Below are 12,524 nucleotides of genomic sequence, written 5' to 3' on the forward strand. Positions count from 1 at the left end.
CCGAGCGGCCCGGGGCTGAGGAGCACGGGTACTGAGACCGAGCGGCCTGGGCGCGAGCACGGGTCTGAGACCGAGCGGCCTGAGCGCAGGCGCACCTGTCTGGGGAGTACGGGTCCGAAGCTCGGCAGCTGCGGGGCCGCAGAGGCTGAAGCTCGGACGGAGGGATTTAGGGACAAGCGCTGAACCCGGAGGCTGAAGCCGCCGTGCCTGAGCAGCCGACGTGGCTGAGGCCGAGGCCTGAGCGTCTTCCGGGGCTCCGGAGTCGCTGATCGGCGCGGGGCCGAGGTCTGGCGTTGACGCCTGGCAGCTGGCGGCTGGCGCCTGGCAGCTGGGGTGGAAGCCCGGGTCGGGACCCGGGATCCAGGATCGGGCCGCGCCTCCGGCAGCAGGCCCACGCGCCACCTCCGACCGCAGGCCAGGCCCCGGTTGCACGCAGGCCAGACCCCGGCCGCACGCAGGACCGCTCGGCCCGCCGCCGCGCCGCCGCGCAGCCCCCTCCGCTCGGGCCGGCGGCCCACTCCACTGCCCCTCAGCCTCAGAGCCCCGCTCAGCGTCAGAGCCCCGCTCAACCTCAGAGGCCCCTCAGCGCCAGAAGCCCCATCAGCTTCAGGACCGGACTCAGGCTCTGAGACCCCTCTGCCTCAGAGACCCCTAAGCCTCAGAGTCCGGACTCGGGCTCGGGCTCGGAGATCCCTCTGCCTCAGACCGCCAGCGATCGGACGTTCGCGTTGACCCACTCCACGATGGAGGCGGTCGTCGCGCCCGGCGTGAAGATTTCCGCGACGCCCTGTTCCTTCAGAGGCGCGATGTCCGCCTCGGGGATGATGCCGCCCCCGAAGACCTTGATGTCCGCCGCGTCGCGCTCCTCCAGCAGGGCGATCACCTTCGCGAAGAGGGTGTTGTGGGCGCCCGAGAGGATGGACAGCCCGATCGCGTCGGCGTCCTCCTGGATGGCCGTGTCGACGATCTGCTCAGGGGTCTGGTGCAGACCGGTGTAGATGACCTCCATACCGGCGTCGCGCAGCGCCCGCGCGATGACCTTGGCACCCCGGTCGTGGCCGTCCAACCCCGGCTTGGCCACCACCACCCGGATCGGCCCCGACCTGCCCGTCGCGCTCGGGCTCTTCGCCTGCGCTCCGTCTTGCCGCGCCACACCCATCACTGCCTCCAAGCCATGCACGGCACGCGCTGTAGCGATGCCGCAGAGCCGACAATCGATCGCGCGACCGCGATCCGGCGGCCACGAGTGTGAACGAACGTTATCGCCAGCATCCCGTACCCAGCTGTTTCGTGACATGCAGGGAGGGGGAAATCACACATGGGACACGTTCGCTAAGCGTCGCGTCCCGCGTGTCGCACCGTCGCGGCCCAGTGGCGGGAGTCGCCGCGCGGGCCCGGCGCATGGGGAGCCGCAGCCGGGCCTCCACGCCGCAGGGCGCGCGCCAAGGCCGGAGCAGCACGCTCCAGGCCGACTACGGCTTCCCACGAGGGCGACCGGGAGTCAGAGACGCCTCCCGGATGCCGTTCGGGAGGTCCGCCATGTCGGCCATGCCCCTTCTCTCCGCAGCCGCTCTTCTCGCGCACCTCCGCTTCGCGCCGCTCGAATGCACGCGCATGCTCTCCACGCGCGTCTCCTCGCTGCTCCCGCTCAGCATGTTCATGGACCTCGCGGTCCTCGCCGGGCATCTGATCCTCTACCCGACGGGCATCTCCCAGGAGCAGCCCGCACCGGGCCACGCTCCCCGTCGCGCGGGGCAGGAGACCGGCACCGCCACCGACCCCGACGCGCCCGCGGTGCTGCCGACGGAAGGGCGCGCCCATCCGCCCGTTCTCATGCTGCACGGCTTCATCGACAACCGCTCCGTCTTCGTGCTGCTTCGCCGATCGCTGCGGCGGCACGGCTGGCGCCATGTCGAGGCGCTCAACTACTCCCCGCTGACCTGCGACCTCCGAAAGGCCGCCGATTTGCTGGGCAAGCATGTGGAAGAGGTGTGCCTGCGGACCGGGCACACCCGAGTGGACATCGTCGGGCACAGTCTCGGCGGGCTGATCGCGCGGTATTACGTACAGCGACTGGGTGGTGACTCCCGGGTGCGCACGGTAATCACTCTCGGCACACCGCACTCCGGCACGAGAGTGGCGCCGCTGATGTCGGCGCACCCCGTCATCCGGCAGATGCGGCCGGATTCCGATGTGATCGCCGAGTTGGCACTTCCGGCCCCGCATTGCCGGACGCATTTCGTCGCGTTCTGGAGCGAGGACGACCAGGTGATGGCGCCACCCCGGACGGCCTGCGTCGAACACCCCGATTTGAGTGCGCACAACGTGCATGTCACCGGTGTCGGACATCTCGCGCTACCGGTCAACGGCACGGTCGCGGCGGGCATCCGCGAGGCACTCACCTCGGTCGAGGAGGCGGAAGGGACAGGGCGCGCCTTTTCGGTGGCTTGAACCGATCCCTCACCGCGTCGCATTGCCCCCGCATTCGCGACGCGATCATGGCTCGACATCGAACAAACATCGAACGTGGCGCCAATATCTCGCATGTGGATTGGCGAAAGGCGGCCAAATGCCCGGTCTCGTCGAGCCTGAAACCTGTGGAAGATTGTCGCCGTCGCGTACCGCCGGGTACAGTCGCCGCTAATTCTCCTGCTGCCGAGGCGAAAGAGAAGTTGGTGAACGACCGTCACCCATCGGGGGCTCCGCTTCCGACAGGCCCCGCTTCCGACGCCTCGCATGCGCACTATCCGGGCTACGACGTCTACGCCCCGCAGCACTCCCAGGATGCCGTGGCCGAGTACGGCGGCGGCGACCCCCTCTTCGGTTCGCTTCCCGGCTCGTACGAAACGGGCCAGTACGACACCGGCGCGTATGCCACGGACCCTTATGCCACCGGGACTTACGACACCGGCATGTACGACACCGGCGCATACGGGCAGGCCGGCTACGGCCAGGGCGGGTACGACGCCAGTGGCCATCCCGACGCCTTCGTCCCGGGCCAGTACGACTCCGGCGGCCACGAGACCGGCGCCTACGACGTCGGCGCCTACGCCTCCTACGGCACGCAGCAGCAGGCCGCGGAACACGACCCGTACGCACACACCTCCTACGGGGCTCCCGCGTACGACACCGCCGGGCACGACCTGGCGCAGGACACCGGCGCCTACGGCCACCCCGGGTACGACACCGGCTACGGGGTCCCCGCACAGTCCGACGGCGGGTGGGACACCGGCAGCTACCCCACCGGCGCCTACGACAGCGGGAGTTACCCCACCAGCGGCTACGACCCCGCCGGCTATCACGCCGACGCGCTCCAGGAGACCGGCAGCTTCGACGCCACCGCCGTCTGGTCGACCGAGGACCAGGGCCTGATCGCGAGCATCCCGGCCCAGGCAGGGCCCCCGCCGCCCGACACCGGCCAGTGGGACACCACCACCTGGGGCGAGGCGACGGGCTACGGGACCGGCCAGTTCGAGGCCGCCCAGTTCGAGGCCGGGCAGTCCGGGGCCGGACACTACGACTCCGATCCCTACGCGACCGGCCAGTTCGAGACGACGTCCCACGAGGGCGCCCTTTACGGGGCGGCCCCCGACGCCACCCCCGGGCTCGACGCTCTCGGGCACGAGACCTTCGGGCACGACGCAGCCCCGGAGACCCCGGGCCACGAGTTCACCGCGCAGGCGCACGAGACGTACGAGCCGGAGGCCGGCGCCCACACCGCGTCGACGTCCGTCTCCCAGGACGCCGCGGCCGTCGCCGACGCGATGACGCAGGCCATGCCCGTCACCCCTCCGGTCGCCACCCGCGTCGTCGGCCGGGAGGCCGGCAAGTCGGTACGCGGCCGTGGCCGCCGACGGCCGGTGAAGCGGTCGGCCCTGCTGACCGTCGCCGTCCCCTCGGTCGCCGCCATGGGAGTCTGCGCCGTGGCCGCCGCGTCCGTCAGCGGCTTCACGGGCGACGACAAGGAAGAGGCGACCGCGCAGGCCGCGCCGGACACCGGCGGCATCAAACCGGCCCTGGCCAACAGCAAGCTCGACACCCAGCTCGAAGGACTCAGCAGGGGCGCCGACGACTTCCGCGACCGGGCCAGCCGTACCCAGGAGCGCATCGACCTCAAGGAGCGCCAGGCCCTGGAGCGCAAGCGCGCCGCGGAGGAGGCGGCCCGCAAGGAGGCCGCCCGTCCCAAGTTCCTGCTGCCGGTCAAGCAGCACGGACTGAGCGCGCTCTACGGCCAGGCCGGCGTCAACTGGATGTCCGTGCACAGCGGCATCGACTTCCCGGTCAGCTACGGCACTTCCGTCATGGCCGCCACCGACGGCACCGTGCGCACCCAGTGGAACTCCGCGTACGGCAACATGGCGATCGTGACGGCGCCCGACGGCACCGAGACCTGGTACTGCCACCTCAGCAGCACCAAGATCCGCTCCGGTTCGGTCAAGGCCGGTGACCAGATCGCCTACTCGGGCAACTCCGGTAACTCCACCGGGCCGCATCTGCACTTCGAGGTGCGCCCCGGCGGCGGCGAGGCGGTCGACCCGCTGCCGTGGCTGCGCAGCCACGGCCTCGACCCCAACTGACCGGATCCCGGCCCGTCGGAGGGCCGAGGGCGGCGCCCCCGGCCCGATGACTCCGACGTCTCCGCCGCCCCCGCCGCTACAGCTTCTGCACCGGCGCGTACCGCAGCAGCAGCCGCTTGGGCTTCTCGCCGCCGAAATCAATCGTCGCCTCGGCGTTGTCGCCACTGCCCTTGACGCCCACGACGGTGCCGAGCCCGAAGCTGTCGTGGGTGACACGGTCGCCGATGGTCAGCGCGACCACCGTGCGGTCCTTCGACCGGCGGGTCGCGAAGCCGCTCGGGCCCTTCGCCCGCGCCGATGACGACAGCGCGGAGCCGATGCCGCTCCCGAAACCGCCGCCCGACGAGAGCCCGCCCATCGAGGCGGACGGCGTCGCGGGCCCGGTCCGCTTCCATTCGACGTAGTCGTCCGGGATCTCTTCCAGGAACCGGGAGGCGGGGTTGTACGACGGCTGGCCCCAGGCGCTGCGCATCGTCGAGCGGGTGAGGTAGAGCCGCTCACGGGCGCGGGTGATGCCCACATACGCCAGCCGGCGCTCCTCCTCCAGCTCCTTGGTCTGGCCCAGCGAGCGCATGTGCGGGAAGACGCCGTCCTCCATGCCGGTGAGGAAGACCACCGGGAATTCCAGGCCCTTGGCGGTGTGCAGGGTCATGAGGGTGATGACGCCGCTGCCGTCCTCGTCCTCGTCCGGGATCTGGTCGGAGTCGGCGACCAGCGCGACCTGCTCCAGGAAGTCGGAGAGGGTGCCGGGGTTCTCCTCGCCGCGGTCCTGCTCGAACTCCAGGGCCACCGCGGCGAGTTCCTGGAGGTTTTCGATCCGGGTCTCGTCCTGCGGGTCGGTTGAGGCCTGGAGTTCGGCGAGGTAGCCGGTGCGTTCCAGGACCGCCTCCAGGACGGTCGCCGGGCCGGCGCCGGACTCGACGATGGTGCGCAGCTCCTCCATGAGGACGTTGAACCGGCGGACGGCGTTGGCGGAGCGGGCGGCCATGCCGTACGCCTCGTCGACCCGGCGCAGCGCCTGCGGGAAGGTGATCTTCTCGCGGAGGGACAGGGCGTCGATCATCGCCTCGGCGCGGTCGCCGATGCCGCGCTTGGGGACGTTCAGGATCCGGCGCAGCGGGACGGTGTCCTCGGGGTTGGCGAGCACCCGCAGATACGCGAGGACGTCGCGGACCTCCTTGCGCTCGTAGAAGCGCACGCCGCCGACGACCTTGTAGGGGAGCCCCACCCGGATGAAGATCTCTTCGAAGACACGGGACTGTGCGTTGGTGCGGTAGAAGATCGCGACGTCGCCGGCCTTGGCGTCGCCCGCGTCGGTGAGCCGGTCGATCTCGTCGGCGACGAACTGGGCCTCGTCGTGCTCGGTGTCGGCGACATAGCCGGTGATCTTGGGGCCGGCTCCGGCGTCCGTCCAGAGGTTCTTGGGGCGGCGGTTCTCGTTGCGCTCGATGACGGCGTTGGCGGCGCTGAGGATCGTCTGACTCGAGCGGTAGTTCTGCTCCAGCAGGATCGTCGTGGCGTCCGGGTAGTCCTCCTCGAACTGGAGGATGTTGCGGATCGTGGCGCCGCGGAAGGCGTAGATGGACTGGTCGGCGTCGCCGACGACGCACAGTTCGCCGGCGTCCTCCGCGGGGCCGACCAGTTCGCGTACGAGGGTGTACTGGGCGTGGTTGGTGTCCTGGTACTCGTCGACCAGCACGTGCCGGAAGCGGCGGCGGTAGTGGTCGGAGACATCCGGGAAGGCCTGGAGGAGGTTGACCGTCGTCATGATGATGTCGTCGAAGTCGAGGGCGTTGGCCTCGCGCAGGCGTGCTTGATACATCGAGTACGCCTCGGCGACGGACTTCTCGAACCCGTCGGCAGCCTGCTGGGCGAAGGTCTCCTCGTCGATGAGCTCGTTCTTGAGGTTGGAGACCTTGGCGCTGAAGGACTTGGGCGGGAAGCGCTTGGGGTCGAGATCGAGGTCCCGGCACACCAGCGCCATCAGCCGCTTGGAGTCGGCCGCGTCGTAGATCGAGAAGGAGGACGTGAAGCCCAGCTTCTTGCTCTCCCGGCGCAGGATCCGGACGCAGGCGCTGTGGAAGGTGGAGACCCACATGGCGTGGGCACGCGGGCCGACCAGCTCCTCGACGCGCTCCTTCATCTCGCCCGCGGCCTTGTTGGTGAAGGTGATGGCGAGGATCTGGCCCGGGTGCACACCGCGCGCGCCGAGCAGATGCGCGATGCGGTGCGTCAGGACGCGGGTCTTGCCGGAACCGGCGCCCGCGACGATCAGCAGCGGTCCGCCGGTGTGCGCCACGGCGGCCTTCTGCTGGTCGTTGAGTCCCTCCAGGAGGGCGTCCGGATCGACCGCGGGGCGCGCGGCGCCGTCGCGGTAGTAGAGGTCGCGCCCCGGGCCGATGGCGTGCGGGATCCCGCCGGGCACGTCGAAGCGGCCACCGAACAGGTCGGCGGGGATCTCCTCCTGTGCGGGACCGTCCTCGTCCTCGGGAGGCGGCGGGGGTTCCTCGCCCTTCGGGCCGAGGTCCGCCAGGAAGCTGTCGTCAAAGAGGCTGCTCATCGCCCACCGAGTCTAGGCGGCCCCACCGACAGCCCGCCCCGGAGTAGCCGATAGTGGGGTCCGAATCGGCCCGGGCGGCGCCGGAGGAGACCGGGAAGCGGCTGAACGGGAGCCGGTGACGGGTCGCGCAGGGGCCGAAATGGGACGGGCGGGGCCGTGGGGCGCCGAAACCGGGAGCCGGCGGGCGACGGGGACGGCGCCGGTTGTCGACGACGGGGCACCTCGGCCCGTTTCGTCACCGTCGTGCACCGGATCGTCACAGCCCGGAGCCATGGAGCGGGCCCTCGCCACCAGCACGAAGCCGACATCTGTCGCAACAACGCCTGGCACACGTTCAGGTCACGAAAAGGTTTCGGGCAAATCGAACATCAGCCTTCACAGGAGCCACACGAGTTGGCTACCGTGCTCGCTCGGGCAGCCCGCATCCCCGCAGACGACAGCGTCAGCACGGGCCGCCTCCGCCGAGTCCGGCCCTGCCACGAAGGCATCCGGAGCCGGGGACCCACCAGCACCACCGGGGTGAATCGATCGGCGCGGCCGCCCGAGGCGGACGCGGCGACCGTAGGGCAAGCCTTCCGTCAGCGACACCCGCCCGAACCCGACAGCTAACCCGGTAGGCGGTCCACGGAAGGAGTCGCCGGCCTTGGCGTCGCATCGCAAGCCGCGCACCCGCGTGCTCAGTTCGCCCGGAAGCCGCCGCACGGCAGCCGGGCTCACCACCGCCGCCCTCGCCTCGGTCACGCTGCTCTCGCAGTCCGCCGAAGCGGCGCCCCGGGCGCCCAAGCCCACCATCGAAGAGGTCAAGCAGAAGGTCGACGGCCTCTACCGCCAGGCCGAGGTCGCCACCCAGAAGTACAACGCCGCCAAGGAGAAGGCGGAGGAGCAGCGCGAGACCGTCGACAAGCTCCTCGACGCCGCCGCCAAGCGCGCGGAGCGGATGAACGAGTCCCGGCGCACGCTGGGCACGTTCGCGTCGGCCCAGTACCGCACCGGCGGCATGAACCCGACCGCGCAGCTGATGCTCGCGAAGGACCCGCAGCAGTTCGTCGACCGCAGCCACCTCATGGAGCGGCTGACCGGCCGGCAGAAGCAGGCGGTCACCGACTACCAGGAGCAGCAGGCCGAGGCCACCCGGCAGCGCGCGGAGGCGACCCGCAGTCTGGAGCGGCTGCAGGAGTCCCAGACGTCACTGAAGGAGTCCAAGCAGTCGGTCCAGGGCAAGCTGGCCGAGGCCCGGCAACTGCTGTCCCGGCTGACCGCCCAGGAGAAGGCGCGGCTGGCCGAGCTGGAGCGGAAGCGGGAGGCAGCGGCCGAGCGCAAGGCCGAGGAGCTGGCACGCAAGCAGGCGGAGGAGGAGCGCCGGCAGCGCGAGGAGCAGAAGCAGCCCGGCGACGGCACCTCGGACGGCTCGACCGGCGGCGGCAGCGACACCGGCGGTTCGTACTCGACCAAGGCCGACAAGGCGCTCGCCTTCGCCCGCGCACAGATGGGCAAGCCGTACGTCTGGGGCGCGACCGGCCCCACGTCCTACGACTGCTCGGGGCTGACCCAGGCGGCGTGGAAGGCGGCCGGGGTCGACCTGCCGCGCACGACCTGGGACCAGGTGAAGGTGGGCGAGCGGGTGGCCACCAAGGATCTTCAACCCGGTGACCTGGTCTTCTTCTACGACGACATCAGCCACGTCGGGATGTACATAGGCGGCGGCAAGATGATCCACGCACCGAAACCGGGCGCCAACGTCCGCGAGGAGTCGATCTACTACATGCCGATCTACGGGAGCGTCCGCCCGGCCTGACGCCGGCGCCGCTCTTCCAAGGCCACCCCCCACGGCCACCCCCCACACGCCACCGCGCGGTCACCGCCCCGGAAGTCCGAACCGGACTCCGGAGGCGGGGACCGCGCGGTGAGCCGTCTGCTGGGCCGTCCGCCGGACCTTGCGCGGATGACGCCGTGAGCGCGCGAGCGGCGTACGGGGCCGGATCAGGTCCAGAGCACCGCGATGAAGATGTTGGCGACCGTGAGCAGGCCGACCGCGCCGAACAGCGGCTTGGCGACGGTCTCCTCGTCCCTCTTGACGTAGACCAGCGCCAGGATCACCACCAGGACGGCCATCTTGATGCCGATCTTGATGTTGTTGAGGTCCTGGTCCTGCGCCTGGTTCAGGCCGACCAGCACGATGCCGGTGACCAGCATCGTCAGCGCGCCGTGCAGCATGGCCGGCACGAACCGGGCCCCGCCTGCGCTCATCGCCTTCATCTGGGTCAGGAAGCCGCCCAGCAGGGAGGCGATGCCGATGATGTGCAGGCCGACGAAGATATTGATTACTACGTCCATAGTGCTGGATCGTATCCGCCGCATAGCACGCGCCTTCGGGCAGGGCACCCCCGATCGCCGCATCGGTCAGGGCAGGCAGGCAGCCGACCGCAGCCACGGCGACCGGGCGGTCAGCTACGGACAATCGGCGGTCGAAAGCGAGCAATGCCGGGCAAGCGGGCTCGCCCCGGGGAGGCGCAGGTTTAGCGTCCTCCTCCAGGCGGTCGACTCCCCGCTGTCGCCGGTCTCCGCCCCGGCGACGCGTCGACCGCCCCGCCCGAAGGAATGGCGGCGGCCCGCTCCCCCTCTTCACGGGCCGCCGCCTGACCCACCGGATCCCGCCCGGACCACCCGGGCCACGCACGGCCCGAAGGGAAGGAAGTGACGGCCACAGTGGCGTCGCACCGCAGGACCAGGCACCACCCGCTCGCCCCGCTCGCCCTCACCGGCAGCACGGCGCGCGGCGCGCGCACCGCCCGTACGGCCACCGTTCTGGCCCTCGCCGGAGCCGCCACCGCCACCGCCTTCGACGGCACCGGCCAGGCCGCACCCGAACTCACCCCCGCCCAGGTGCAGGACCGGGTCGACACGCTGTACCAGGAGGCAGAGGTGGCGACACAGAAGTACAACGGCGCGAAGGAGCAGGCCGACGCCGCGCGCGAGGAACTGAGCGAACTCCAGGACGAGGCCGCGCGCAGGACGTTGAAACTGAACGCCGCGAAGGCCGGCCTGGGAACCATGGCCGCCGGCCAGTACCGCTCCGGTGGGATCGACCCCACCGTCCGCCTGCTGCTGTCCGCGGACCCCCAGCGCTACCTCGACGGCGCCACCGTCCTGGAGCGCGCCGGCAGCCACCAGGCGAACGCGGTGGCCGGTTACGCGCGCCGGCTCGGCAGCATCCGACAGGTCCGCGAGCGGGCGGAGGAAACCGCGGAACGGCTGGCCGACACCGAGGCCGCGCTGAAGAAGCACCGGGTGACGGTGGTGCGGAAGCTGGACTCCGCGGAGCGCCTGCTCGACCGGCTGACCGAGGAGCAGCGGCAGCGGATGGCGAACGAGGACGGCTCCGGCGGGAGCGGCGCCGCCGCCTCAGGTGGGGAGGCGGCCTCCCAGGCGCCCAACCCCCGTGCGGCGCAGGCAGTTTCGTATGCGTATACCGCACTGGGAAAGCCCTACGTCTGGGGCGCGACCGGCCCCTCCGCGTACGACTGCTCGGGCCTGACGCAGGCCGCGTGGCAGGCCGGCGGGATCTCCCTGCCCCGTACGACCTACACCCAGATCAACGCGGGCTCCCGGATCGAGCGGTCCCAACTCGCCCCTGGTGACCTGGTGTTCTTCTACTCCGGGATCAGCCACGTCGGTCTCTACATCGGCGACGGCAAGATGATCCACGCCCCGCATCCCGGTGCGCCGGTGCGCATCGCACCGATCGACCAGATGCCGTTCGCTGGAGCCGCCCGCCCTGCCTGACCTGCATGTCGAGGTCAGGCGGAGAGGTGCTCGAGGCCGGGCGGGCGCCTTTGGGGTTCCGGCGACCACCTGTGGGAGTCCCACGGGGCGCCCCCGGCCCGGTGCGCTCCACGACCACCGACCGTCAGCTGCGCTCCCCCGTCACGGCGGTGCTCATGGGCTGAGAGTTCCGTTCGAAGCGGTGATCTGACGGCCCAACCACGCGAAGGTGACCGGCACTTGCTGCTTCCACACCGCCGTGGAGTGCCCGCCCGCGCCCGCCGGGATCTGCTGGACGGTCACCGTCGTCGGCTTCCTCGCGATCTGCTGGAGCCCGAGGCCCGCCTGGTAGCCGTCGCCCGACGCCCCCGAGACGTACAGGGCCGTACGCGGCGGCTTACCCGCCGCGTTGGCCGACCTCAGGATGTTCATCGGGTTGGATTCGACGCGCAGCTTCGGGTCCTTGCCGGCCAGCGAATCACGCTCGATCGCCGGGTCGTTGTAGCCGGACATGGCAACCGCGGCGCGGTAGCGGTCCGGGTGGGCCAGCGCGAGCTTCGTGGCGCAGTGAGCCCCCGCCGAATACCCCGCGAGCCCCCACGCGTCCGGGGTGTCACCGGCCCGGAAGTTGTCGATGACCATCTGCCGCACGTCGACGGTCAGCCAGCTGTCGGCGTTGACCTTGCCGGGAATGTTGACGCACCCGGTGTCGGCGGTACCCAGCACGTTGGTACGCGGCGCGACCAGGATGAAGGGCTTGATCTCGCCGCGCTCCATGAGGGGCCGCAGCTGCTCCCCCGCGCGCAGCGAGCCCAGCCAGGACTTGGACGAGCCGGGGTAGCCGGGCAGCACCTCGACCACCGGGAACTTCGTGTTCCGGTAGGCGGGGTCGTCGTACTGCGGCGGCAGCCAGACATAGACCTCGCCGTTCACACCCGAGATGGTCCCCTTGAGATCCGTCATCTGCACGCCGCTGCCGACCACCGGGTCGTCGGCCGGCCGGAACTGCTGGAGCCGCTTGGGCCGGTTGTTGATCTGCTTGCCGCCCGTGCCGTCCGGGCCGAGGTCCCTCGCCTCCTCGACATGGCCGGCGGTTCCGAGCAGATCGCCCCAGGTGTCGTAGAGGTTGTTCGCGTCATTGACCACGACGAAGACCAGGGTGATGGCGGTGACCTGCGCGAACACCAGCATCACCAGCCGGGCGAGGCCGCGCACCAGGCGCGGCCCGACTATCCGGCTCCACAGGGCGAGCGGCAGCACGAGGGCGACGATCAGCAGCGCGATCGAGGTGAGGAAGAAGGGCGTGCCCGTCAGGCTCATCGGGATCTCGCTTCCAGGGCAGGTAGGTGAAGGACCGGGGTGGTGACGGCCCCGCCTTCGGCAGCGAGCCTCTCCGCGCCCTTAGATGGCGATCCGCGCGGTCCTGGTTGCTCGCCGTGCGTCCCTCTTTGCCCACACTTCAGCCCGACGCCTGCCGGGCATCGTTCCTGGTCGGTACCGGGCCAGTTTCGGGGCCCGGACCGAGCCCTCTCCTGCTCATGAGCCCGGGCCGAGACCCTCCTGGGCCAGTGCCCGGTGCCGTTGGGCGGGCGGCGGACCGCTACGGAGCGGAGGGCTGAGAGGCG

8 protein-coding genes and 1 riboswitch are annotated in these 12,524 nt (G+C 70.8%); of the genes, 4 read left to right on the forward strand and 4 right to left on the reverse strand.

Translation table 11 applies throughout. The annotated features are described in order from the left end of the window. Window positions 1-700 precede the first annotated feature (700 nt). Complete coding sequence (locus tag ACGFZW_RS21035; protein WP_393894904.1) at window positions 701-1,159, reverse strand: cobalamin B12-binding domain-containing protein; 459 nt, start codon at window positions 1,157-1,159, stop codon at window positions 701-703. A gap of 380 nt (window positions 1,160-1,539) precedes the next feature. On the opposite strand from ACGFZW_RS21035, the gene ACGFZW_RS21040 reads away from it, so the two are divergent. Beyond that, on the forward strand, window positions 1,540-2,451 hold the full coding sequence (locus ACGFZW_RS21040) for an esterase/lipase family protein (RefSeq protein ID WP_393894678.1): 912 nt from the start codon (window positions 1,540-1,542) through the stop codon (window positions 2,449-2,451). 224 nt (window positions 2,452-2,675) lie between these two features. Continuing rightward, entirely contained in the window at window positions 2,676-4,577 is a 1,902-nt protein-coding gene (locus ACGFZW_RS21045) for a M23 family metallopeptidase (RefSeq protein ID WP_393894679.1), read from the forward strand. A gap of 76 nt (window positions 4,578-4,653) precedes the next feature. Here ACGFZW_RS21045 and pcrA read toward each other — a convergent pair whose 3' ends face one another. Beyond that, window positions 4,654-7,137: a DNA helicase PcrA gene (pcrA, locus tag ACGFZW_RS21050; RefSeq protein ID WP_393894680.1), complete on the reverse strand. Its 2,484-nt coding sequence runs from the start codon at window positions 7,135-7,137 to the stop codon at window positions 4,654-4,656. 449 nt (window positions 7,138-7,586) lie between these two features. Beyond that, a riboswitch (cyclic di-AMP (ydaO/yuaA leader) is annotated at window positions 7,587-7,773 on the forward strand. 7 nt (window positions 7,774-7,780) lie between these two features. Between pcrA and ACGFZW_RS21055 the strand changes: the two genes are divergently transcribed. After that, on the forward strand, window positions 7,781-8,932 hold the full coding sequence (locus ACGFZW_RS21055) for an NlpC/P60 family protein (protein WP_393894681.1): 1,152 nt from the start codon (window positions 7,781-7,783) through the stop codon (window positions 8,930-8,932). A 185-nt stretch (window positions 8,933-9,117) separates the two neighbouring features. Here the strand turns inward: ACGFZW_RS21055 and ACGFZW_RS21060 are convergent, their stop codons facing one another. Then, window positions 9,118-9,471: a hypothetical protein gene (locus ACGFZW_RS21060; RefSeq protein ID WP_393894682.1), complete on the reverse strand. Its 354-nt coding sequence runs from the start codon at window positions 9,469-9,471 to the stop codon at window positions 9,118-9,120. A 360-nt stretch (window positions 9,472-9,831) separates the two neighbouring features. Between ACGFZW_RS21060 and ACGFZW_RS21065 the strand changes: the two genes are divergently transcribed. After that, window positions 9,832-10,920: an NlpC/P60 family protein gene (locus ACGFZW_RS21065; protein ID WP_393894683.1), complete on the forward strand. Its 1,089-nt coding sequence runs from the start codon at window positions 9,832-9,834 to the stop codon at window positions 10,918-10,920. Between the two features lie 153 nt (window positions 10,921-11,073). Here the strand turns inward: ACGFZW_RS21065 and ACGFZW_RS21070 are convergent, their stop codons facing one another. After that, window positions 11,074-12,219, reverse strand: a complete 1,146-nt coding sequence (locus tag ACGFZW_RS21070) for an alpha/beta hydrolase (RefSeq protein ID WP_393894684.1) — start codon at window positions 12,217-12,219, stop codon at window positions 11,074-11,076. Window positions 12,220-12,524 lie beyond the last annotated feature (305 nt).

Origin of the sequence: Streptomyces sp. NPDC048248 (assembly GCF_043201875.1) — a bacterium.
GTDB lineage: Bacteria > Actinomycetota > Actinomycetes > Streptomycetales > Streptomycetaceae > Streptomyces.